The 22,921-nt window shown below is 53.6% G+C and carries 18 protein-coding genes and 1 pseudogene; 10 read left to right on the forward strand and 9 right to left on the reverse strand.

Annotated features, from left to right (window positions below; genetic code table 11):
• Positions 1 to 33: 33 nt before the first annotated feature.
• The 3 genes and pseudogenes from ABJI08_RS12610 to ABJI08_RS12620 all read left to right on the forward strand — a co-directional run bounded on the left by ABJI08_RS12610 (position 34) and on the right by ABJI08_RS12620 (position 6,561).
• Positions 34 to 1,758 carry a BamA/TamA family outer membrane protein gene (locus tag ABJI08_RS12610; protein WP_348402195.1) on the forward strand — a complete coding sequence of 575 codons (1,725 nt, stop codon included), beginning with the start codon at positions 34 to 36 and terminating at the stop codon, positions 1,756 to 1,758.
• Positions 1,758 to 5,171 (forward strand): translocation/assembly module TamB domain-containing protein, encoded by a 3,414-nt coding sequence (locus ABJI08_RS12615; RefSeq protein WP_348402196.1) that lies wholly within the window; start codon positions 1,758 to 1,760, stop codon positions 5,169 to 5,171. Before ABJI08_RS12610 ends, ABJI08_RS12615 begins: the two co-directional genes overlap by 1 nt.
• Positions 5,172 to 5,334: 163 nt before the next feature.
• A pseudogene (locus ABJI08_RS12620) lies at positions 5,335 to 6,561 on the forward strand (IS3 family transposase).
• Between the two features lie 846 nt (positions 6,562 to 7,407).
• On the opposite strand, the gene ABJI08_RS12625 reads toward ABJI08_RS12620, so the two are convergent.
• The 3 genes from ABJI08_RS12625 to ABJI08_RS12635 are packed head-to-tail and all read right to left on the reverse strand — an operon-like array spanning position 7,408 to position 9,737.
• The gene (locus ABJI08_RS12625) at positions 7,408 to 8,622 is read right to left on the reverse strand and encodes an acyl-CoA dehydrogenase (protein WP_348402197.1); all 1,215 of its coding nucleotides are present in this window, start codon (positions 8,620 to 8,622) and stop codon (positions 7,408 to 7,410) included.
• A 10-nt stretch (positions 8,623 to 8,632) separates the two neighbouring features.
• Positions 8,633 to 9,442 (reverse strand): ferredoxin--NADP reductase, encoded by an 810-nt coding sequence (locus ABJI08_RS12630; RefSeq protein WP_348402198.1) that lies wholly within the window; start codon positions 9,440 to 9,442, stop codon positions 8,633 to 8,635.
• Positions 9,443 to 9,455: 13 nt separating this feature from the next.
• Complete coding sequence (locus ABJI08_RS12635; RefSeq protein ID WP_348402243.1) at positions 9,456 to 9,737, reverse strand: ferredoxin family protein; 282 nt, start codon at positions 9,735 to 9,737, stop codon at positions 9,456 to 9,458.
• A 208-nt stretch (positions 9,738 to 9,945) separates the two neighbouring features.
• On the opposite strand from ABJI08_RS12635, the gene ABJI08_RS12640 reads away from it, so the two are divergent.
• Positions 9,946 to 11,109 (forward strand): amidohydrolase family protein, encoded by a 1,164-nt coding sequence (locus tag ABJI08_RS12640; RefSeq protein ID WP_348402199.1) that lies wholly within the window; start codon positions 9,946 to 9,948, stop codon positions 11,107 to 11,109.
• The gene (locus tag ABJI08_RS12645) at positions 11,106 to 12,218 is read left to right on the forward strand and encodes a CaiB/BaiF CoA-transferase family protein (protein ID WP_348402200.1); all 1,113 of its coding nucleotides are present in this window, start codon (positions 11,106 to 11,108) and stop codon (positions 12,216 to 12,218) included. Before ABJI08_RS12640 ends, ABJI08_RS12645 begins: the two co-directional genes overlap by 4 nt.
• Here ABJI08_RS12645 and ABJI08_RS12650 read toward each other — a convergent pair.
• From ABJI08_RS12650 to ABJI08_RS12675, 6 genes are read right to left on the reverse strand one after another with little or no spacing between them, the layout of a single operon-like run.
• A complete protein-coding gene (locus tag ABJI08_RS12650; RefSeq protein WP_348402201.1) occupies positions 12,213 to 12,656 on the reverse strand; it encodes a MarR family transcriptional regulator in 444 nt (147 codons plus the stop codon). The genes ABJI08_RS12645 and ABJI08_RS12650 overlap by 6 nt on opposite strands.
• 55 nt (positions 12,657 to 12,711) lie before the next feature.
• Positions 12,712 to 13,296 carry an amino acid synthesis family protein gene (locus tag ABJI08_RS12655; RefSeq protein WP_348402202.1) on the reverse strand — a complete coding sequence of 195 codons (585 nt, stop codon included), beginning with the start codon at positions 13,294 to 13,296 and terminating at the stop codon, positions 12,712 to 12,714.
• Positions 13,293 to 13,874, reverse strand: a complete 582-nt coding sequence (locus ABJI08_RS12660; RefSeq protein WP_348402203.1) for an amino acid synthesis family protein — start codon at positions 13,872 to 13,874, stop codon at positions 13,293 to 13,295. Before ABJI08_RS12660 ends, ABJI08_RS12655 begins: the two co-directional genes overlap by 4 nt.
• Positions 13,867 to 14,727 (reverse strand): UPF0280 family protein, encoded by an 861-nt coding sequence (locus ABJI08_RS12665; RefSeq protein ID WP_348402204.1) that lies wholly within the window; start codon positions 14,725 to 14,727, stop codon positions 13,867 to 13,869. Before ABJI08_RS12665 ends, ABJI08_RS12660 begins: the two co-directional genes overlap by 8 nt.
• The gene (locus tag ABJI08_RS12670) at positions 14,727 to 16,217 is read right to left on the reverse strand and encodes a 6-hydroxynicotinate reductase (RefSeq protein WP_348402205.1); all 1,491 of its coding nucleotides are present in this window, start codon (positions 16,215 to 16,217) and stop codon (positions 14,727 to 14,729) included. Before ABJI08_RS12670 ends, ABJI08_RS12665 begins: the two co-directional genes overlap by 1 nt.
• Positions 16,214 to 16,450 carry a hypothetical protein gene (locus tag ABJI08_RS12675; protein WP_348402206.1) on the reverse strand — a complete coding sequence of 79 codons (237 nt, stop codon included), beginning with the start codon at positions 16,448 to 16,450 and terminating at the stop codon, positions 16,214 to 16,216. The genes ABJI08_RS12670 and ABJI08_RS12675 overlap by 4 nt, the downstream gene beginning before the upstream one ends.
• Before the next feature lie 407 nt (positions 16,451 to 16,857).
• On the opposite strand from ABJI08_RS12675, the gene ABJI08_RS12680 reads away from it, so the two are divergent.
• From ABJI08_RS12680 to ABJI08_RS12700, 5 genes are all read left to right on the forward strand, one after another.
• The gene (locus tag ABJI08_RS12680; protein ID WP_348402244.1) at positions 16,858 to 17,928 is read left to right on the forward strand and encodes an aromatic ring-hydroxylating dioxygenase subunit alpha; all 1,071 of its coding nucleotides are present in this window, start codon (positions 16,858 to 16,860) and stop codon (positions 17,926 to 17,928) included.
• Between the two features lie 37 nt (positions 17,929 to 17,965).
• Positions 17,966 to 19,177, forward strand: coding sequence for an ABC transporter substrate-binding protein (locus tag ABJI08_RS12685; protein WP_348402207.1), 1,212 nt, complete (start codon positions 17,966 to 17,968; stop codon positions 19,175 to 19,177).
• Positions 19,178 to 19,259: 82 nt separating this feature from the next.
• Entirely contained in the window at positions 19,260 to 21,119 is a 1,860-nt protein-coding gene (locus ABJI08_RS12690; RefSeq protein ID WP_348402208.1) for an ABC transporter permease, read from the forward strand.
• Complete coding sequence (locus tag ABJI08_RS12695) at positions 21,116 to 21,889, forward strand: ABC transporter ATP-binding protein (RefSeq protein WP_348402209.1); 774 nt, start codon at positions 21,116 to 21,118, stop codon at positions 21,887 to 21,889. The genes ABJI08_RS12690 and ABJI08_RS12695 overlap by 4 nt, the downstream gene beginning before the upstream one ends.
• Positions 21,882 to 22,583 carry an ABC transporter ATP-binding protein gene (locus ABJI08_RS12700; RefSeq protein WP_348402210.1) on the forward strand — a complete coding sequence of 234 codons (702 nt, stop codon included), beginning with the start codon at positions 21,882 to 21,884 and terminating at the stop codon, positions 22,581 to 22,583. Before ABJI08_RS12695 ends, ABJI08_RS12700 begins: the two co-directional genes overlap by 8 nt.
• The last annotated feature ends 338 nt before the right edge of the window (positions 22,584 to 22,921 follow it).

A 22,921-nucleotide genomic window follows, 5' to 3' on the forward strand; every position in this document is an offset into this window, starting at 1 on the left:
GCGGGAGTTTTTTTTGCCTCTCCCGGATCGGGTTTGGCCTTTGAAATTGTACTGGATGCCCCGTTCGCAGATGAAGATTTACGCGACAAAATAAGCGCAGCGTCTCTGGTTTATGCGGCAGATGCCGAAGAAACGACCGATGCGCAGGATATCGTTGCCGCGGCACAATCTGACTACAAGCGGCTTGTCGGGTTGCTGTATGAAAACGGCTATTTCGGACCGGTTGTCAGCATTAAGGTCAACGGGCAGGAAGCCGCGTTAATCTCGCCATTTTCTAACATTTCCACGGTCAGTCAAGTACGACTGTCCATCCATCCCGGCCAGCGTTTCAAATTTGGTCGCGCACAGATAACCCCGCAGGCGCCGGATACAGAGTTGCCTAAAGAATTCGCGCCACAAGAGCCTGCAAGCCTGTCTGTTATTCAAAACGCTGCCCATGCTGGGGTGGACGGGTGGCGCAATGACGGCCATGCAAAGGCAAACGTTTCGGGGCAATCGATCACGGCCGATCACCGCAAACACGAGGTTGATGTTGACCTCACTCTGAACCCCGGCCCCAAGGTGACGTTTGGCGACTTAAACTATGCCGGTGTGTCGGCTGTACGCGAAAAACGGGTTCGCGAAATCGCGGATTTGCCCACCGGAGAAACTTTTGACCCAGAAGAGGCCAAAAGGGTGGCCACACGCCTACGTCGCACTGATGTCTTCAAGTCTGTGGACTTGAGAGAGGCCGAAGAAATTGGCCCCGATGAGACACTGGATATGGATTTGGCGCTGGTTGATGACCTGCCACGCCGCTTTGGCTTTGGCGCCGAATTAGAAAGCCGCGATGGCGTAAGCCTCTCGGGGTATTGGCTGCACCGCAATCTTTTGGGGGGTGCCGAAAGCCTGAGATTTGACGCCTCAATTGACAATATTGGGGCGCAAAGCGGCGGCACTGACTGGCGCCTTGCGACGCTCTACACACGGCCCGCAACGCTCAGATCCGATACGGATCTTACCATAGGGTTAGAGATCAAGCAGGAAGACGAAGACCTGTATTTCCTGCGTCAATTCGGGGCCAGAGTGGGCTTTGTCCGGTATCACTCAGAGCGTTTCGAAACCCGATTTGGTTTTGGGGCCTTGGTATCGGAGGTCGACGACAATTTTGGGCATCGCCATTTTTCGGTCTATGGCCTTCCTGTTGGACTTACTTGGGATCAACGGGATAACATCGCCAACCCAACCCGAGGCTATTATATCGACGCCGACGTATTTCCCTATGCAGGGTTCAGCGATGCAGACCCCGGTATTTTGATAAAAGCAGACTTGCGGGGCTATCAGGGTTTTGGTGCCGACAACGGGTTCATCGCGGCCGGGCGCTTGCAGCTTGGTTCGGTCATCGGGCCCTCACTTGCCGGAACGCCCCCGGACTTCCTGTTTTACACTGGCGGTGGCGGCACCGTTCGTGGACAGCCCTATCAGTCCAACTTTGTCACGGTAAACGGCATCGATAGCGGTGGTTTGTCTTTTATAGGCCTGTCCGGCGAAATGCGCGTCAAAGTGACGAGCCATATCACAACCGTCGCTTTTTATGACGCCGGTTTTGTCGGCGAAACATCCAACATCGCTGGTCCAGGCAATTGGCAGGCCGGCGCCGGGATGGGGCTGCGCTACAATACTGGCGTCGGGCCACTTCGTGTTGATCTGGCCGCGCCCGTTTCCGGCGGCACAGGGGATGGTCTTCAGCTTTACATCGGCATTGGACACACGTTCTGATGCGTTGGTTTGCCATCATAATTCTGGTTCTGATGCCACTTTCTGCCTTTGCCGAGGAAGAAGAAGACAAAGGCAGGCTGACACGTTTTTTGGAATCTTCGCTATCTGGCGCAGGACGTGTTGTAGAAGTGAACGGACTGCGCGGCGCGCTCAGTTCAGAAGCTACAATCGAAGAAATCAAAATTTCAGATGAAGACGGGCTTTGGCTGTCGCTGTCCAAAATAACGCTGAACTGGAACCGGTTATCCGTTCTCAAGGGCAATATCGTCGTCAATCAGTTGTCAGCTGAAAAAATCGCAATACCGCGCCTGCCAAAGACAGAACCCACCCCTGAAACCCCGTCTGCCGCAGCGACACCATTTTCGTTGCCGGAATTACCTGTCAGCATCGACATCCAGAAACTCAGCGCGGATCGTATCGAGCTGGGCGAACCGCTGTTAGGTCAACCCATCAATCTTTCGCTGAACGCCAAGCTCGTTTTGCTGGAAGGAAATGGAGAGGTCATCCTCGAAGCAACCCGGCTTGAGGGGCCGAAAGGCATATTTGATCTGGATGCCGCCTATTCAAACGAAACGGGGCAATTGCGCGTAGACCTAAAAGCCAACGAAGCTGAAAACGGTATCATCACCAAACTAATCCAGCTGCCCGGATCCCCAGCCATTGACCTGAGCGTTCAGGGAATGGGGCCGGTCGATGACTTTACGGCTGAAATTCGACTGGCAAGCGCGGGTCAGGAGCGTCTGGCAGGGCAGGTGGTTCTGTCTACCGAACCCTCAGAGAATCCCGAAACGCCTCCAACACGGGTCGTCTCTGCGGACATTTCGGGTGACATGGCCCCCTTGTTCGCCCCCGAATATCGGGACTTCTTTGGACAAAACATCGCTCTCACAACCCTTCTGCATTCATTTCCGGACGGTCGCATCACGCTGGACGACTTGTCTTTGACTTCAGCCGCTTTGGACCTTCACGGAGAGGTCGCCCTTGCATCTGGCGGTCTGCCAGACAGCTTTGACATCAAATTGCGAATGGCGGACCCGGAAGGGGATGCAATTCTGCTTCCGATAAGCGGTGGAAAAACGCTTATCGACCGCGCCAACCTGACAGCAGATTATGATGCGGCCCAGGGCGAACGCTGGACATTATCCGGAACAGTTGAAGGCTTTAAGTCAGACGCCGCCGATCTGGGCTGGGTCTCTTTGGCCGGAAATGGTCTGATCCGGCAACAGTCACCACGGCAAGTGTCGGCGTCTTTGACTCTTGACATGGACCGTCTTCGACTGTCTGATCCGGCACTGGCTCAGGCTGTAGGTGAAACTGGAAAATTCTCCGGTGATCTGCTGTGGCACGAAGAGCAGGGACTGGAACTGACTGGTTTTGATCTCAACGCTGGCGGGCTGGACGTAACCGGTGATGCACAACTGACTGGATTGGGCAGCGATACAACGGTTGAAGGCAATGTTAATTTGCAGGCGGCGGACATTACGCGTTTCAGCGGGCTTGCGAACCGCGACCTGACCGGGGCGATACTTGCGGATGTCTCTGGCAGCTTTGCGGCCCTGACCGGGGCATTTGACGTCGACATGAAGGCGCAAGCGCAGGATTTGACAATTGCTGATCCCCGATTTGACGCGCTGGCCAAAGGCAAAACAACATTGGCGGTCTCGGCCAAACGAGATTTCGACGGCATTGACCTGCGCAATGCGGAACTTCACGCTGACGGATTTGACATTACGTCCTCAGGAAAACTCAAAGGCGAAAACGGCGACGCCGTATTGTCGGCCACTCTGAATGACAGTTCGATCATTCTTGACAGCTTGAGCGGGCCAACAACGATCGACGGAACTGCGAAACTGACCGAAGGCGACTGGGTTTTTGGCGTCGATGCAACCGCGCCTGGCCAGATCGTGGCAGAAGTCACCGGCGCCCTGCCCAAAGATGCGCCCGCAGATGCCAGTTTCGATCTGGCGGTCGGGTCTGTGCAAACCTTCCTCCCCTCGTTGCCCGGCGCCGCACATGTTCAGGCAGATGCAAGGCAGCTGGACGCAGGCTGGAAAGTTGACCTTGACGCCACTGGCCCCTTTGACACGCGCGCCAAAGGGTCTGGCATTATCGACCCGGAAGGCGGAAAAAACTCGTTTGACCTGAGCGGTTCGGTTCCTTTGGCACTTGCAAATCAGGCGCTGGCGCCAAATTCGGTTCAGGGCACCGCGACTTATGATCTGAGCTTCGCTGGGCCACCGGAATTGAAAAGCTTGTCCGGCACGATCCAAACCAATGGCGCGCGGTTTGCACTGCCGTCACTGCGCGCGGCACTATCCGAAATCAACAGCACGATTACCCTGAACAACGGAACGGCTGGCGTTGCCGTTACCTCCAATTTCTCCGGCGGCGGGCAAATTGGAGTAGACGGGTCGGTTAATCTAAGCGCACCGTTTAATGCCAACCTTCCGATCCGGCTGACAAATCTGACCTACCGCGACGGGCAACTCTATGAAACGTCCGTCGATGGCGCCATTCAGTTCACAGGCCCGCTTACCGGTGGTGGCAATATCTCCGGTGACCTGACATTGGGCCAGACCAATATTCGCATTTCTTCATCCGCACTTGCCGGGGTCGGCGGCGTCCCCGAGATTGCCCATGTCGGGGAACCATCCAAGGTGCGCAGAACACGCCAACACGCCGGATTGATTAAAGAAGCGACCAGCTCTTCGTCTAAATCAAAGCCATTTGGCCTCGACCTTAAAATTCAGACTGGTCAACGTATTTCGGTGCGCGGAATGGGGCTGAACGCGGATTTCGATGGTGGCGTTCGGCTTCAGGGCGACACAGACAACGTTGTCACACAAGGTGAACTTTCTCTGATACGAGGCAGAATGGATTTCCTTACCAAGACCTTCGACATCGACGAAGGTCTCGTCCGCATGGAAGGCGATCTTGTCCCATGGATGCGGGTTCTGGTGACATCCGAACAACCAGACGCCACGGTTCGTATTATCCTCGAAGGCCGCCTGGACGACCCTTCAATCATCTTAGAGTCAGATCCGGAACTGCCGGAAGACGAAGTGCTTTCACAATTGCTGTTTGGACGCGACTTGTCCAGCATCTCGGGTCTTCAGGCAGCCCAGCTTGCAGCGTCCTTGGCTGCACTCTCCGGCAATGGCCCCGGCCGTCCCCGGTTGGGGCGAAATACAGGATTGGACGAGCTGGCATTGACGTTTGACGAATCCGGAACACCCGGGGTGCGCGCGGGCAAATATATTAATGAAAACATCTACACAGAATTTGGCGTCGACAGCGAAGGCAAAAGCACTATTGGTCTCAACCTGGATGTATCAGACAACCTGACCGTCAAAGGTACAGTCGAATCCAACTCGGACACCGGCATCGGGCTGTTTTTTCAACGCGACTATTGATTGGTTGTATTTTCGGGTGAGATATTCAGAAAACCATCTTGTCAAACGACACGTCCAAAGCTACCAGAATACTGCATTCTGGCCGCTGGAGCGTTGTTGGAGTTTGAATAGCCCCTAGTATTGTAGACGCATTCTTCCCTAATTTTGAGGCAAAGAGTCCGTTATGGGGAAGCCAAATTTCAGTGAAAATTTCAAACGTGATGCGGTGCATCCACTGCCCGGCAGTCGAAACGCAGTTTCGATGAGAGGGGGATTACGGTGCGTGGATATCCTGTTCGTGAGGTTTCAGAACGCTTAGGTGTCAGCACACACTCGCTGTACAAATGGATGAAGATGTATGCGCAAGCCGCATCACAAGCGGCATCTGTCGATCATGAAGCCGAGAACCGGCGGCTCAAACGAGAGCTGGCGAGAATGAGCGAGGAGCGCGACATTTTAAAAAGGCCGCAGTGTACTTCGCGAAGGATGCAAAATGAAGTACGCGTTCATGGCAGAGCATCGCCCGCAGTTTTCGGTGCGTGCGATGTGTCGTTGCCTCAGCATTCATCCCAGTGGGTTCTATGCATGGATTAAGAATCCGTTAAGCGATCGCGCTCGTGAAGTTGCTCGCCAGACAAAACTGCTCAAGGATGCATGAAAAGATGTCGGCAATGTTTATGGATACCGTAAGCTGCATGATGATCTGGTGGAACTGGGCGAGACCAGCTGCCCAAACCGTGTTGCCAGACTGACCCGTTTGTTAGGCATCCGCGCTGAGATCGGCTACAACGCAAACCTGGCAGCTATGGCGGAAAGCCGTCAGTTGTCCTCGACAATACACTGGATCGAAAGTTTGATGTGGCGGCACAAGACACAGCCTGGGTGTCGGATGCTACCTACATCAAAACCTGCGATGGGTTCCTTTACCTAGCCGTTGTAATCGACCTTTACTCACGCCGTGTTATTGGCTGGGTCACGCAATCACGCCAGCCCACAGACCTAGTACTTCAGGTCCTTCTCATGGCTGTTTGGCAACGTAAGCCCAAGCGTCCTGTCCTAGTTCACACAGACCAGGGTTCGCAATATACAAGCCGGGACTGGGCGGCGTTTCTGCGAGCCCACAACATCAAGCATTCGATGAGCAGGCGTGGAAATTGCCATGACAACGCTGTCGCCGAGAGCTTCTTCAAAATGCTCAAACGTGAGCGCATTCGTCGTCGGACGTACAAGACTCGAGAAGACGCAAGACAGGACATCTTCGCTTCTCATGGTTTGTTTCACAAACCACTGCCAACCAGTGGACTACATCGAAATGTTCTATAACCCGAAACGCAAACATGTCAGAAACGGAATGCTGTCGCCTGTCGACTTCGAAAACAGACAGCGCAATGTGAACCAAGAAGGTGTCTAGGAAACTAGGGCCTATTCAATCTTTGCTTGAGGTAGCTTCCGGCAGAAAAACGGAGTCCGAGAAATTTGGCGATAGCGACAACGAATTCGGATCATGGAAGATTGGCGCTGTGCTGTGAGGTCAGCTGAAACGTTAGTTGTCGGCGACATGCATGGTTGAGTTTTCGGGAGGCGAAAGTGCAATTTACAGGTCTGTTGCTTCAGTCGGCTTTTGGCGCGAAGGCCTTCCTGCCGTTGAAATCACATTACCGTCTTGAATAGATAAGCAACGAACAAATTTTCGTTCAAAATTCCGGAATCATTGTTCGCAAAATAGCCTTTCTTGACGGCACAGCGGGTCTCAATCCCTTTCAGATTGTTCTTTGCGGTAGTGAGTTCCTGAAACTCCGTTCCGGCCGAAGAACCTGTTCTAGATCGACGTGATCCGCTTCGATCCGGTTGTTGAAATATTCGCGGTCAACATGCCATTGAAACCCGCGCTAGGAGCGGTGTCAACCATAAGCCCGGTTCCAAATTTCCGGCGCGAACTTCGGAACCTCATCGACTGTCAGGGCATGTGCAACATATCCGAGAGGGGCGATAGACCGTCGTCACATCGACGGTTATCCTCCGCTAAGCCAGCAGATCCCGAACGCCGCGATTTGATTGTGGATATCGACAACACGACGCTGCAGCAACCCAGTTTTGGCTGGCTGCATCAGCGACTTCATTCGCCAGGTCGACCTAAGTTGCATCCGCCCGCGCAAAGTGACCGATGACATCTCGACAGTCAGCTGGGTTTAGGTTTTCTGTCTGGGTATCGCCATCAACCCAAATGTCATTGATCAGATTTCGCTTTTGGCATTCATCAACCGAAAGCTTGTAAGCCAGTTTGCGCACGTCCCAAAATCAAGGCGTGAACATCGTGGGTGCCTTCATAAGTGTTGACGGTTTCCAGATTGACCATATGACGGATGACTTGGAATTCTTGGCTGATCCCGTTCCCACCATGCATGTCTCGTGCGTGACGCGCAATTTCCAAGGCCTTACCGCAATTGTTACGCTTGATCATCGAGATCATTTCTGGCGCTGCATTCGCCTCATCCAGCAGGCGTCCAACACGCAAAGCAGCCTGCAAGCCCAACGAAATTTCCGTTTGCATGTTCGCTAGCTTCAATTGGAACAGTTGCGTTCCCGCGAGAGGTTTGTTGAATTGTTTGCGATCTAACCCGTACTGACGTGACCGGAACCAGCAATCTTCCGCTGCGCCCATGACACCCCACGCGATACCGTAACGCGCGCGGTTCAAGCACCCGAATGGCCCCTTGAGGCCCGACACATTTGGCAAAAGCACGTCGTCGCCAACCTCTACGTCTTCCATGACAATCTCGCCCGTTATAGAGGCGCGAAGCGAAAGTTTACCTTCGATCTTAGGGGCCGATAGACCCTTCATTCCTTTCTCAAGCACAAAGCCCTTAATCTTGCCGTCATGTGCATCAGATTTGGCCCAAACGACAAAAACATCTGCGATGGGTGCGTTGGAAATCCACATCTTCGCGCCGTTCAGGACATAGCCACCGTCCACCTTGCGAGCTGTCGTTTTCATCGCGCCAGGATCGGAGCCCGCATTCGGTTCGGTCAACCCAAAGCACCCGACGGATGTGCCCGCGGCCAAGCCGGGCAGATATTTCTTGCGCTGTTCTTCCGTTCCATAAGCGTAAATCGGGTACATCACCAAGCTGGATTGCACAGACATCAGCGAGCGATAGCCGCTGTCCACACGCTCCACTTCGCGTGCCACAAGACCGTAGGCCACATAGTTTGCACCAAGCCCGCCATATTCTTCGGGGATCGTTGTACCCAACAGACCCATCTCACCCATCTCGGCGAAAACCCGTGGGTCGGTTTGTTCTGAGGCAAAAGCCTCTGTCACGCGCGGCTGCAATCTTTCCTGCGCATAGGCGTTGGCACTGTCGCGGATCATACGTTCGTCTTCGGACAATTGAGGTTCGATCAAAAACGGATCTTCCCAATTGAAGTTCGAGAGTTCAGGGCGGCTTTGGGGGCTGATATCTTTTGGCACGGCGTGTCTCCTAATCAACAAATGCGCGTTCGACGACGAACGTATCGGGGCGGCTGTTCGAGCCTTCGGTCAGGCCAAACCCTTCCAGCGCGGCTTTGGTGTCGCGAAGCATTTCCATGGACCCGCAGATCATCCCGCGGTCCGTTTCAGGCGAAATGGGGGGTACGCCTAAATCATCAAAGACTTTACCTGAAGCCATCAAATCCGTGATCCGCCCCTTAAATGGATAGTCTTCGCGGGTCGTCGTACAATAAAGCTTCAAGCCCTGCGCGATCTCACCGACCAAGGGATCGTCCTTTGCCGCAGCCACCAATTCTTGGCCATAAGTCAGCTCTGCCACTTCGCGGCACGTATGAGTCACGATGACCTCATCGAATTTTTCATAGGTCTCAGGATCGCGGATCAGACTGGCGAAAGGCGCGATGCCTGTTCCGGTCGAAAACATCCAAAGCCGCTTACCGGGCAATAGTGCGTCGTTCACCAAGGTGCCGGTTGGCTTTTTACGCATCAACACGGTGTCACCAACTTCGATCTTTTGTAGATGCTCGGTCAACGGGCCGCCGGGAACCTTGATCGAATAGAACTCTAGCTCTTCATCCCAACTTGGGGAGGCAACCGAATAGGCACGGTAGACAGGCTTTTCCGCATTGGGTAGCCCGATCATCATAAACTCGCCTGAGCGGAAACGCAGTGATGCGGGGCGCGTAATGCGAAACTTGAACAAGCGATCAGTGTAGTGCTGGACCGACGTAACCTTCTCAGCAAAAACGCCTGTCGGGATTGGAAAATCTGGTTTCATATGCACAACGTCTACTGACATCGATCACCTCACTTTAATGTTGGGCTGGGTTTTCAGATAATTGAGCAAGGTTGTCTGGCGTATCCGGCCAGCTATCTGCATCGGAGGGCCGCGCGCCCTTCTCGGAAATATTCGGCCAAATCTCTGCGTATTTCTGGTTTAACGCGATCCATTTCGCAGCGTCCGGTATGGTATCGGGCTTGATTGCATCAACGGGGCATTCGGGCTCACGAACCGCGCAATAAATGCATTCTTCCGTGTTGATAACGATCATGTTTTCACCTTCATAGAACCAATCCGCCGGGCACACCTCGATGCAATCTTGGTGTTAGCAAATGATGCGATTGTCCGTCACCACATCAGTCATCTGCTACTTTTTCGTTTGTATGCTAACGAATATTGAGGTGCATTGCGCCTGTCAAGTCTACAGATATTCTTGCCGTAACATGTCTCTGAGGGCTTGACGGATCACCAATAAAACGTTGGTATGCAAATGACATGATGCGCCATCTAAGGGGACCTCTGTGAAAAAGCTTGTTATCAAAAACATCGGCCAAATCCTCTCGGGGAAACTTGAAGACCCCATTTTTGAAGGTAATTGCATTATCGCAATTGATGGCAGGATCACCGAGTGGGGCGCTGAAAAAGATCTTGACTGCAAAGAGGCAACAACCCTTGTTGATGCGCATGGGGTGACGGTTATGCCAGGCCTCATTGACAGCCACATCCACCCGGTAATCGGCGATTACACTCCGCGCCAGCAGCAGTTGCACTGGATCGATTCTACGTTGCACGGCGGCGTGACGACATTGATCTCTGCCGGTGAGGTCCACATGCCCGGTCGCCCGAAAGACGTCGTCGGCCTGAAAGCAATGGCGATTGCGGCGCAGCGTTGGTACGAAAACTTCCGCCCTTCTGGCGTTAAGGTCCATGCCGGCGCGCCGGTAATTGAACATGGTATGGTCGAGCAAGACTTTAAAGATTTGGCAGAAGCTGGCGTCACGCTTTTGGGCGAAGTTGGCCTTGGAACAGTCAAAGATGGGAAAACTGCGCAGCAAATGGTCGGCTGGGCGCGCAAATACGGTATTCAAAGCACCATCCATACGGGTGGGCCCTCCATCCCAGGGTCGGGACTGATCGATGCGGATATGGTGATGGAAACCGGCACGGACGTGATTGGCCACATCAATGGCGGTCACTCCGCATTACCCGATGATCAGATCATTTGCCTGTGCGAAAGCTGTTCGTCCGCGTTTGAGATCGTGCACAACGGCAACGAACGGTCCGCCGTTTTGACCATCAACACCGCGCGCGAATTGGGCAAGCTTGATCAAGTTATTCTTGGCACCGATGGCCCGGCAGGGTCCGGCGTCCAACCCCTTGGTATCATGCGCATGGTCGCGATGCTGTCCGCATTTGGCAATGTCCCCGCAGCAGAGGCGTTTTGCTTTGGCCACGGAAACACATCGCGGCAACGCAATCTCGACACTGGCTTGATTGAGGCCGGATACGCCGCCGATTTCGTCCTTTTAGACAAAGCCCAACACGCACCCGGCAAAACAATGCTTGAATCCGTTCAACTCGGGAACCTGCCAGGCGTGGGTATGACCATCATCGATGGCGAAGTCACTTCAGGCCGGTCCCGCAACACCCCACCTGCAGAGCGCCTGCCAGAGCACATTCAATGAGCGCACCACTTGCCGGGCTAAAGGTCGTCGAGCTTGCACGCATTCTCGCCGGTCCTTGGATTGGCCAAACCCTAGCTGATCTGGGTGCCGAAGTACTCAAAATTGAAAGCCCGCAAGGCGACGACACCCGCACGTGGGGCCCTCCGTTTATTGACCGCGAACACGATCACACAGCTGCTTATTTCCATTGTGCCAACAGGGGCAAAGACAGCATTGCCATTGATTTTACGGATGAGGCCGACCTCGCAAGGTTGAAGAGCATCATCGCCGGCGCCGATGTTCTGATCGAAAATTTTAAGGTCGGCGGGCTTAAGAAATTTGGCTTGGACTATGATAGCCTGCAGGCCGGTGATCCCAAGTTGATTTATTGCTCGGTCACCGGTTTCGGACAAGACGGCCCTTATTCCAGCCGCGCCGGTTATGATTTCTTGATCCAAGGCATGTCCGGCATCATGAGCCTGACCGGTGAGCCAGACGGCGCCCCACAGAAAATTGGTGTCGCTTTTGCCGATGTATTCTCTGGTCTTTACGGCGTCATTGGCATTCAAGCCGCCCTTGCAGAACGCAACTCTAGCGGGCTTGGTCAACACATCGATATCTCACTTCTTGATTGTATGACGGGCGTTTTGGCCAACCAAGCGATGAACTTTTTGGCCTCTGGAAACACACCGAAACGTCTTGGAAACGCGCATCCCAATATTGCGCCCTACCAGACATTCGCGACCAGCGACGGCGACATCATTGTTGCGTGTGGGAATGATCGGCAGTTCAAGGCTCTTTGCGGCGTTCTTAATCTTGATCACTTAGGCGCCGATTCCAGATTTGCGACAAACCCCGAACGCGTGAAAAACCGTGTTGCTTTGGTCGCCGAACTCGGCACTGCAATTCAGGAATGGACGAAACACGACATTCTGCGTGGCTTAGAAACTGCCGTGGTCCCTGCCGGCCCGATCAATACTGTGGCAGAGGCTTTGAATGACCCTCAGATCGTTCACCGTGGCCTTCAGATTAACCCCCAAGGCGTGCCAGGGCTGCGGACACCGCTGACATTCTCAAGATCAAAACTGTCTCTATCCCGCGCGGCACCCAAAAGGCCGCGTAGGTTATGAAATTTTTTTGAGTAGTTTAATGAGCGTCTTACGTTCTGAATTGCTGAGCGGTGCTAGTGTATTTTCAGAAATACGTGCACCGTCCACTTTTAGCGCTTCAATCAGCTCTTCGCCCTTGGCCGTCAAAGAAATCAGTGAACGGCGTTTGTCTTCTTTATCCGCACGCGACTGAATCAATTCTTTAGCACGCAAACGATCGACAACGCCTTTAACAGTCGCAACGTCCATAGATGCCAAACGGCCCAAGTGATTCTGCGACAGCTCTTTGCCCTCAGAAACACGCATAAGCGTAGAGAATTGGGTTGGCGTCAGATTCTCGGATATTTGCTGTAGGAAAATTGTAGCATGCCGTTGGCTGGCCAAACGCAATAAATAGCCGACCTGAGTGTCGAGGCTATAGTCTTGCATTTCACCAGCATCGGTATTCAAGTCAGTCATCCCGCATTTTAGCCATCAAACAACGGGCGGGCAACCACACCAAATCAAGTCTGACTTATTTCAAGCCATCTTGCCCAATTGCGTTTTCATGGGTCAACCCACCCACTCGTGGTAAGGGGCGTCCGCTGTCTGTCACTGCGACGGCGACCATAATCTCGCTGGCACGCGGCGCATCGTTTAAACGGACTTCAATCCCATCAAAATGACTGCGCACATAGGCCGCATCTTTGTGCCCCAGAGGTACGTCGAGAACTTGGCCGGGGCTTCCCATCTTTTTAGATGACGCCACAAGCGCTGCACCTTTTTCGACCTCGACGCGCAGTGGAGCGCCGAGTTTGGGGTGTAGAATTGCGGCTGCATGTTCCAGCTCACCGGCTTCGCCAACCATTGCAGATTTCCCGTAGCTTTCAGCCTGTGCCGGTGTGATACCAAGCGCCGTAACACATTTGCGACCAAGCAGAGTACCCAGTTCGGCACCAATATCCATGAGGACAGTCAAGTCTTCCTCATACCGACCTGCGAAAGGGTTTTCGATGACAGCAACGGCCACAGCCTTGCGGGTCGCGGGTGAGATTTCCCGCCCGATTTCACGGTGCGTTTCCTCGACATTCACGGCTATTTTTCTGATCTTCAGGATCATCTCAGGCCATCCTTTCCGACGATGTCTTGCGCAGCCAATCCACCAGCGCGGTTATGGACCCTTGCGCCAGTGCTCATCACTAAGATCAATGCCATCTCGTTGGCCCTTGGGGCATCATTCAATCCGACTTCCATTGTGTCGAAATGGCTGCGGACATAAGATGCATTGATGTGAGTAATTGGCACATCCAACCGCGATCCGACACCACCCACCTTTTTGGACGATGGGACAATTGCGCTGGAATCGTTCAACAACTCGCGCATCGCATACCCGCCCGGCGCGTGCCAAAGCGCTCCATGCTCCAACTCGCCGTCGGCGCCAACGAGCGCTCCTTTGCCGTATCCCTCAACTTTATCCGCACCGCCCAGCATCTCGACCAGACGTGTCGCAAGCTTTAGGCCAAGTGGTTTCAGGTCTTCCATGAACCCTTGAATATCTGCCTCATACCGTCCCGCAAAAGGATTCTGAATAATGGCAATCGCTGCTGCACGGCGCGGCGGATTTGACGAAACAGGTCCTCCCTCGTGAAAAGTTTCCTCAAGTGAAAAAGCGGTTTTTCTGAGAATGACGTCAGGCATATTCTTTGGTCCTCGTATGGGGAGAGATCATATTTGTGTCAGTTGCCAAGGCTTCACCTTGCAGAAACAAGGCGGCCCCGTGGATGGTGTTTCGGTTGACCATAGTCAACGCGCAATCAAGGCCGGTCCGCAATGCTGCGGTGCGATCCGAGGCGGCAAGGAGGCCGCAGTCAGTAACAACGAGATTTGCCTCCAAATCGCTTGCGTCAACCATCTCGTTGGCAGGACGCCTCGAAATTGCAGAGTGGTCCGCAAGGTCCACGGCATTGGCAATCAAAGTTGCGGCAACATCGGCATTTGCGGCATTGGTGGACAACACTGTGACACTGTCCGCAATGCCGCAGCTAAGGCTGCGGCCGTGCCGCCCGCTAGTCGCAATGCCGCCCACGTTGTCTGAGCGTTGGATAATGATTTGGCCAAGAACGCTACCATCATGGCTGGCCATTGCCGAAGAATAACGTTCGCCCGCCTGCAAATGCAGCGCAATATCGCCACCGTTGTTCACGTAGGCGCGTCGCAAATCTGCACCCTCGATCATAGCTTCAAGAACCGTATCGGCAACGGAACCCGCAACTGCCGCCATGCGCGTGAGAAAACCATAATCCGAAAATGTGATTGCCGCTACGTGCATCCGTTGTGCAACGTCCCCCATAGGGCACTCCACGGTCGGTGACATCGGTTGCTTTAGCGCGCCCAACTCAGTCACAAGTTCCGTCAGGATTGTCTGAAACCGCGCATTGGCGGCCTCAAAAGCCCGATCTCGCTGACCATCCGCACTGATGATCAAATCAATCGGACCATGCTGTAGATGCAGCCTTTTCCCGCAAGGTAATATGGCAGCTGTGGGATTCATCAAACCTCCCTATCCTTGGCCCACCGATAGTTGTTATGCGCCATTGGGTCGTGGGCATGTCTATCTTGCTGAACTGTTCTTGGCTCACCGACGGTCACTTCACCTACAGGTTTGATATGTCCCATATGACCACCCAGTGTTTTGTAATCGCTAACGCGCAATGTAAATTCAATCGGCGCAACCAAGGCAGGTGTTGGCACATAACCAAAGGATTGCGTCGGCATATCCAAGATATCGACCATCACCGTAATCCCACCGCCCGGCCAAACGTACGCCTCTGCACCGCCGCAAGAAACGTGGGTCAACGACTCCTTCACAGATCGCGTCAGACGCACCGGGTTTTCCGTCACGCCAGCCCTAAGACTGCCGCCAGCGCCACCCATAAACAATACAGAGCACACCGATGGCTCGCAGTTTTCCGCGATCAAATCTGCAGAGGCCTTCATCACTGCCGGAATGGTTTTGGGTTGTGGAACGAGGTCCGCATCCAGCTCATAATATGCGAATTGTTCGCCCGTAGTTGAGACCATTAAAAGGCGCAAGCCTTCCCAAGCCACTTTTGGGTTGAATGGCTTAAGGATCGTTGTAGGGTCTTCAATATCCGTGCCTCCCCAGCCGGTACCCGGCTCAGCCACCTGAAAATATCGCCCAGGGGTTGACCGACGGCCTGCGATCTTGATGCCCGTTGATGGCACGTCCAACTGTTTACCGGCCTCATGTTCCGACAGAACCCCAGTAATGTGATCATCCACCACCACCACCTCGTCCACATGCCCAAGCCATTGCATCGCAAACATCCCGATGGTTGCAGAACCACAGCCAACGCGCATCAGCTTTTCTTCGACGCCGTTTACGATAGGCGCCTTGCCCGCCTCGACCACTAACTCGATCTGATGGTCTGCTTCGCCAATCGTCATTGCTACAGCCTCGCGGTTGCACAAGCGCAACAGTGCATCGCATGTCACGCGGCCCTCTTTTTTCGAGCCCCCGGTGAGATGTTCAACACCACCCAATGACAACATTTTTGAGCCGTATTCGGATGTCATCACATGCCCAATGGGCTCGCCGTCCGCGTAGACAACGTCGCGCTCGTGACCCAGATGTCGGTCCGTGTCGATCTTCACTTTCACACCGCAGTAACTAAATATGCCCTCGGTCACGACCGTCACCATGTCCACGCCACTATTGTTCTGGCTGACAATAAATGGAGCGGGTTTGTAATCAGGATAGGTCGTACCCGCACCCACAGCAGTCACAAAGGGCCGTTCGCCCTTAATGATATCGCCGTCCCAATTGTCGGCCCCACCGCCCTTCAGAAAGGGAACCAACTTTTGATCGGTGCCTTGTATAATGGTTAGTGGATCAAGACGTACCAACTCTCCGTCATGGTTGGCATAGCGATCACAGGCGCCAGATTTACCGTCAGCGATGAAACACATCACCGGGCAGGCGTCACACCGAATTTTCTCGGGTTTATTATGAGCCTTCATGTTGCGCCTCCAAAATTTAGTGATCGCATGCGCAGCGGCCTCGCAGGAACATGACGAATCCGCAATAGCACCAGCACAATACCCTGAAAATCCTTGATGCCTGTAGCATCTTCTAAACGCCAAAGAATTGTTCTTTGCCCGACTCCAGTAAGCACAATTGCGCCACCGACCAAAATTTTGTTGAGCTGTTGAGCAAGCAATGCCCACAACTCCGTCGAGATAAGATACGTCAAGTGGCAATTCCTTAGCTTGTTAGTATACAAATGATATTAATAACACTTGAAGTGTGTCAACCGAATTCATTGGCGGTACCAGAGCGCGCAGACCTGAAGCAAATGCCATTCCTCACGACTGAATTGAGCTGATCTTCAAAAGAGCCAACATCTAAACCTCGACGCATGACGATCCGACCAGCCACTGCTGCGTGAGAGAAAAGTAGTTGCAATGGTATTTTTGAAATAGCCAGGTCAGCGGTCCCCCCTGTCAAAAAAGCTCACTGGCAAGGGCGCAACTGGATTGGAACCTGTAGAATTCCTAAAAAACCGTAGCTTGAAACTTGTTTGCCTACAAATGACATTTTCATTTGACAACTAACGAGTTCATGGCCTCAACTAAGCGAAGTAGATGTGTTGAGGAATTTATGACAAGCTTTGTGAAAAACAGTTGGTACGTCGCGGGATGGTCGCGAGACTTCGGTGACGACCTAAGAGCTCTTGAAATTCTGGGTCAGCGTCTTGTGGTTTTTCGCACCTCAACTGGTGCTGTTAGGGCGCTTGAGGATCGGTGCCCGCATCGACTACTCCCACTCTCAAAGGGAAAGCGGATCGGCGATACGATCCAGTGTGGATACCACGGCATGACCTTCAGTGCGGAAGGCCAATGCGTTCGAGTGCCGGGTCAGACCAACACCCCCAAAAGTGCCTTTGTCGAAGCCTTTCCAATAGAAGAACGCCACGGCATTGTCTGGATCTGGATGGGTGATCCTGAACTAGCGGACGTTGGCAAGATTTTCGACATGCCGGAATTTTCGGCCGAGGGCTGGCATGCCCACCACGGCGACGCGCTACACATCAAATCGAACTACCTCAACGTGGCTGAAAACCTTGTCGATCCGGCCCATGTCAGTTTTGTTCACCCGACCACATTAGGCAGTGCAGCCAGCGAAGATGTGCCTGTGCATGTCTCGACTGGAAGCAACGTTATTTCGGCTTGGCGCTGGATAAAGGATTCCGCACCAGTTGGGTTTTTCCAAAAATTTGGCGGTTTTTCTGGCAACGTAGACCGCTGGCACTACTATGACCTTCACCTGCCCTCGACTGCGGTGATCGACTTTGGGAGCATCGATATTAAATACAATTGCGTCGAAGAAGACCGCGATCAAGGTGTGCGCATCTTTGCTTTACACTTTGTGACGCCCGTGAACGAAAATTATACCATCGATCATTGGATGCACCTTCGAAATACCTCGCTGGGGGACGAAGTTGCCTCAGCGCAAATGGATACTTTGTTCAAAATCGCATTCGCAGAAGATAAGGAAATTTTGGAAGCGGTTCATGAGGCTGAGCAGCAACCCCAACGACGCAAACCTATCCGTATTGCTATCGACAAAGCGCCAAGCGTCTATCGCAAACGTATTCGCGACCTCATAGCAGAGGAAGCGACACATGACTTGGCCAATTCAGAGCACTCAAGCTTCATCAATCATGACTGAAAAACAGTCAAATCAAATTCAACAAGGAGAAACAGATATGAAGAGAAGTACTTTCTTGAAAGGTCTGGTGGCCTCAACGGCCTTAGCCCTGACGCCGTTGGCAGTTGTGGCACAATCCGGTGATCCAATCATCATTGGTGAGATCAACCACTACAAACGCATGGCCGCATTCGCGGGGCCGTACAAACAAGGTATGGAACTCGCGATTGAGCAGATAAATGCAGATGGTGGCGTTCTTGGTCGCCCGTTAGAATTCATTTTCCGCGATGACCAAGGTGAACCAGGCGAAGCGGTTAAGATTGCAGAAGAACTGATGACACGCGAAGGTGCTGTGATGTTGACCGGCTCGATCCTGTCAAACGTTGGCTTGGCGATCTCTTCATTTGCCGGTGAAAAGGGCTATGTTTATCTCGCTTCAGAGCCGCTCGCCGATGGCTTGGTTTGGGCTGCGGGTAACAAATACACTTTCCGTTTGCGCTCCTCCACACACATGCAGGCTGGTATGCTTGCTGAAGCCGCCGCCGCAAGCGGGGCCAAGTCGTTTGCAACAATAGCGCCAAACTATTCCTACGGTCACGACGCCGTTGCCGCTTTCAAAACAGCCCTTACAGCTTTGGTTCCAGACGCTACCTTCGTGGCCGAGCAATGGCCCGGTGTGTTCAAAATTGACGCCGGCGCTGAGGTTCAAGCCTTGGAACGCGCCAAACCCGACGCGATCTACAACGTCACATTCGGTACGGACCTAGCCAAGTTTGTCCGCGAAGGCGGCGACCGCGGGTTGTTTGACGGTCGTACAGTCTTCAGCCTTTTGTCGGGCGAACCGGAATATCTGGAACCCCTTGGTGACGAGGCGCCCGAGGGTTGGACCGTTACAGGCTATCCTTGGTACGATCTAAACGACGGCCCGGGCGGTGCGTTCGTCACAGATTACCAGACACGCTATGACACGGCTCCGCGTTTGGGATCCATGGTTGGGTACATGACAGTACAGTCCATCGCAGCAGCAATCGCGCGCGCAGGGTCAACTGAAACCGAAGCAATTCGCGCGGCTTTTGAAGACCTTCCGGTCTCTACGCCGGTTGGTGATATCGTGTTCCGTGCCGCCGACAACCAATCCACAATGGGTGCCTATGTTGGCACAACAGCTCTTAAGGACGGCGCTGGCATTATGGTTGATTGGGAATACAAAGCAGGCGCTGACTATTTGCCATCAGCAGAAGAGGTCAAAGCTCTTCGTCCAGCTGAGTAAATAAACGACAGCCCCCGGTAAACACACCGGGGGCTGCACAGTCGCGAACCTCCCCCAACACTTCCAAACGGATACCGCTCGCATGGAATTTTTTTTCGCCCAAATTCTGACGGGCCTTGCAAACGCAAGCTCTCTGTTTCTTGTGGCATGTGGCTTGTCGCTTATCTTCGGCGTGACACGCATTGTTAACTTTGCTCACGGAAGCCTCTACATGCTGGGTGCCTACATCGGGTATTCCTTGATGCAAGTCCTTCCTGGTGGGTTAGGATTTTGGGCATCTATTCTTTTGGCCAGTGTTGCCGTTGGAATAATCGGCATTCTGATCGAAATGTTGGTCCTGCGTCCCGTGTACCGCGCACCAGAGCTGTTCCAATTGGTCGCGACCTTTGGGGTCATACTTGTGATCCAAGACCTTACCTTGCTGATTTGGGGCCCCGAAGATCTATTAGGCCCACGTGCGCCCGGTCTGCGTGGCGTTTTTCGAATTTTCGGGGAGCCAATCCCCAAATATGACCTCGTCGTGCTGGCGATAACGCCATTTATCGCACTCGCCCTATGGTACCTGATCACAAAAACACGAGTGGGCGTCCTTGTACGGGCGGCAACGCAAGACCGCGAAATGGTCGGTGCATTGGGCGTTAATCAAGCATGGCTGTTTACCGGCGTCTTTGCTTTGGGCTCTGCGCTGGCAGGTCTTGGCGGCGCGTTACAGCTGCCCAAAGGTGGTGCTGACTTGTTGATGGACTTCACTATCCTCACCCCAGTGTTTGTTGTCGTGGTGATCGGCGGCATGGGATCACTGCCCGGTGCATATCTTGCTGCGGTCATTATTTCCGTGTTGAACGTATTTGGCATCACGTATGTGCCTCAATCCACCCTTGTGTTGATGTTTATCGTGATGATTGTCGTCTTGATGGTCCGACCCTACGGTATCTTCGGTCGGGAAGAAGTCGCCGGCGAACATGGGCAGGTTGGAGAGCCGGAAGACCCGATCAAACCCGCGTCTTCTCGAATTCGTATCCTTGTGGCGATTGGACTTGCTGGATTGGCTCTGTTGCCGCTCTACGGCACGTCTTTTTCCCAAGTTTTGGCGATCGACATTCTGATCTTTGCCCTGTTTGCGGCGAGCCTGCATTTCCTTCTTGGGCTTGGTGGCATGGTCAGCTTTGGTCACGCCGCGTACTATGGCGGCGGTGCTTATGTTGCAGCGCTCTTGGTGTCTCACCTCAATACCCCAATGGAGCTTGCATTCATGCTGGCCCCCCTTGGCGCAGGCGTCGCAGCGCTTGCGATTGGCTGGGTTTGTCTGCGCTCGACCGGCGTTTACTTTGCCATGTTAACCCTTGCCTTCGCCCAATTGTTATGGAGCCTCGTGTTCCAATGGGGTGATGTTACCGGCGGTGATGACGGGCTCGTCAATATCTGGCCGTCCGATTGGCTAAACGAAACAACCGCATTCTTCTACTTTACGTTGGTTATGGCGGTGGGCGGTATCGTCGTGCTGCGTCACATCGCGCATTCTCCATTTGGCTACGCTCTGCGCGCCGCCCGAGACAGCAAACGCCAAGCCGAGGCCACAGGCATCGACACTCACAAAGTTCAACTGCTGGCCTTTGGATTTGCCGGGCTTATGGGCGGCTTGGCGGGCGCATTGTTTGTATTCTCAAAGGGCAGTGTATTTCCCAACGAATTGGAAATCGCCCGGAGCTTTGATGCCTTGATCGTGGTCTTTTTAGGCGGTGTCAAAACACTTGCGGGCGGCGTCGTTGGCGCCGGCTTCTTCAAAGGCATCGAAGAGACGCTTTTGCGGTTCGAATACTGGAGACTTGTGATGGGCCTTCTGATCATCGGTATCGTCATCCTTGCACCCGAAGGCGTCGTCGGCTCGTTCCGCAAGGCGGTCCGGCGGTTCAGTGGCGCGAATGAAGGAGACAGAACATGAGCATTGTTCTTGAGACCAAAGGTCTAAGCAAATCCTTCGGTGGGATCGTTGCCGTGGATGACGTGTCCTTCCAGCTTAAAAAGGGCGAGTTGCTTGCCTTGATCGGTCCGAACGGCGCGGGAAAAAGTACGTGTTTCAACATGCTCATGGGGCAACTGTCGCCAACTGCCGGTGACGTTTATCTGTCGGGCGAACGAATCAATGGGCTGCGGCCTCGCCAAATCTGGCGCAAAGGCGTAGGACGGACATTTCAGATCACCGCGACATACAGTTCGATGACTGTTGTTGAAAACGTGCAAATGGCGCTGCTTTCACACCACAAACAAGTGTTCCGCTTTAAGCCTTATGCGCACCGGATGTATCACGCAGATGCCATCGCGCTTTTGGAAAAGGTTGGCATGTCTGAGCAGGCTGAACGGCACTGTGCCGTGCTTGCATACGGCGACCTAAAACGAATGGAGCTTGCTATAGCTCTGGCACATGAGCCGGTTTTGTTGCTGATGGACGAGCCGACCGCCGGAATGGCTCCGAAGGAACGCGTGGCCCTCATGCAGCTAACGGCTGACATTGTTCGCGACGAGCAGGTCAGCGTCTTGTTTACCGAACATGACATGGACGTTGTTTTTGCCCATGCACACCGAATTATGGTGCTCAACCGTGGCAAGTTAATTGCCGAAGGCAACGCCACCGAAATCCGTAATAGCCCCCTTGTCCAAGAAGTCTACCTAGGTGGCGGAACACTATTTGCCGAGGAAGACGCACATGCTTAACGTTGACGAAGTGAACAGTTTCTACGGTAAAGCGCATGTCCTGCGCGACCTCAGTTTTTCCGTGCCGAAAGGCAATGTTGTGGCCCTTCTTGGTCGCAATGGGGCGGGCAAAACCACCACCATGAAGTCCATTATGCAACTGGTACGCCCTGCTTCCGGTATGGTCACATTTGACGGACACTCAATCGTTGGATCGCAGCCGCATAAGGTCGCAAAACTGGGCTTAGGGTACGTCCCTGAAGAACGCCGCATTTTCACCGATCTGACCGTGGCAGAGAATTTGATCGTAGGCAAACAGCCCCCGCGCGAAGGTGCAGTGACATGGTCAGAAGAGATGTTGTTCGAGCTGTTTCCAAACCTAGCAGAACGCCGCAACAACCGCGGCAAGGCCTTGTCCGGCGGGGAGCAACAAATGCTGACGATTGCACGGACTTTGATGGGCAATCCGTCTTTCGTGTTGTTGGACGAACCCAGCGAAGGCGTCGCCCCTGTCATTGTGGAGCAGATGGTCAAAGTCATTCAACAACTGAAATCCGAAGGCCTTACCGTCTTGTTATCCGAGCAAAACCTTCACTTCGCACAGGCCGTCGCCGACCTTGTGGTGATCATCGAAAGCGGCGTGCAAGTCTATCATGGCACCCTGAAAGACCTCAACGCACATCCTGAAATCCGCGACGCGTATCTGGCGGCCTAAATTACGGGACTCTGACGATGACAACACCATTCAAAGCCAAAGGTAGGTGTCAGTGAGAAGCAAAGCCGGTCACCATTGAATACACTGAGCGCCTAGTTGAGACACAATTCTGTCTATGCACCGATTGCACCAACACCTGTGGCGGCGCGCTTGCTCTGTTTGCAGTGGTCCAGAGCGCTAGGTTTGAGATCGCGGCGGGCGCATCTAAGATCAAAAACTTTGACACCAATCTCACGTGCCACCGAAAACATTGCCAAGGCTGCGGATGTCATATGTTTTCGGAAGTCGACGTATTTCCCGAATTGGTGCTGGTCCATGTCCCAACACTTGAACGCGGC

Source organism: Shimia sp. (assembly GCF_039969785.1).
Lineage (GTDB): Bacteria > Pseudomonadota > Alphaproteobacteria > Rhodobacterales > Rhodobacteraceae > Shimia.

Coding starts and splice junctions, on each gene's coding strand:
- ABJI08_RS12615 (WP_348402196.1), top strand. CDS start 1,758: ATGCGTTGGTTTGCCATCATAATTCTGGTTCTGATGCCACTTTCTGCC.
- ABJI08_RS12630 (WP_348402198.1), bottom strand. CDS start 9,442: ATGTCAGTAGACGTTGTGCATATGAAACCAGATTTTCCAATCCCGACA.
- ABJI08_RS12645 (WP_348402200.1), top strand. CDS start 11,106: ATGAGCGCACCACTTGCCGGGCTAAAGGTCGTCGAGCTTGCACGCATT.
- ABJI08_RS12650 (WP_348402201.1), bottom strand. CDS start 12,656: ATGACTGACTTGAATACCGATGCTGGTGAAATGCAAGACTATAGCCTC.
- ABJI08_RS12655 (WP_348402202.1), bottom strand. CDS start 13,296: ATGATCCTGAAGATCAGAAAAATAGCCGTGAATGTCGAGGAAACGCAC.
- ABJI08_RS12660 (WP_348402203.1), bottom strand. CDS start 13,874: ATGCCTGACGTCATTCTCAGAAAAACCGCTTTTTCACTTGAGGAAACT.
- ABJI08_RS12665 (WP_348402204.1), bottom strand. CDS start 14,727: ATGAATCCCACAGCTGCCATATTACCTTGCGGGAAAAGGCTGCATCTA.
- ABJI08_RS12670 (WP_348402205.1), bottom strand. CDS start 16,217: ATGAAGGCTCATAATAAACCCGAGAAAATTCGGTGTGACGCCTGCCCG.
- ABJI08_RS12680 (WP_348402244.1), top strand. CDS start 16,858: ATGACAAGCTTTGTGAAAAACAGTTGGTACGTCGCGGGATGGTCGCGA.
- ABJI08_RS12685 (WP_348402207.1), top strand. CDS start 17,966: ATGAAGAGAAGTACTTTCTTGAAAGGTCTGGTGGCCTCAACGGCCTTA.
- ABJI08_RS12690 (WP_348402208.1), top strand. CDS start 19,260: ATGGAATTTTTTTTCGCCCAAATTCTGACGGGCCTTGCAAACGCAAGC.
- ABJI08_RS12695 (WP_348402209.1), top strand. CDS start 21,116: ATGAGCATTGTTCTTGAGACCAAAGGTCTAAGCAAATCCTTCGGTGGG.
- ABJI08_RS12700 (WP_348402210.1), top strand. CDS start 21,882: ATGCTTAACGTTGACGAAGTGAACAGTTTCTACGGTAAAGCGCATGTC.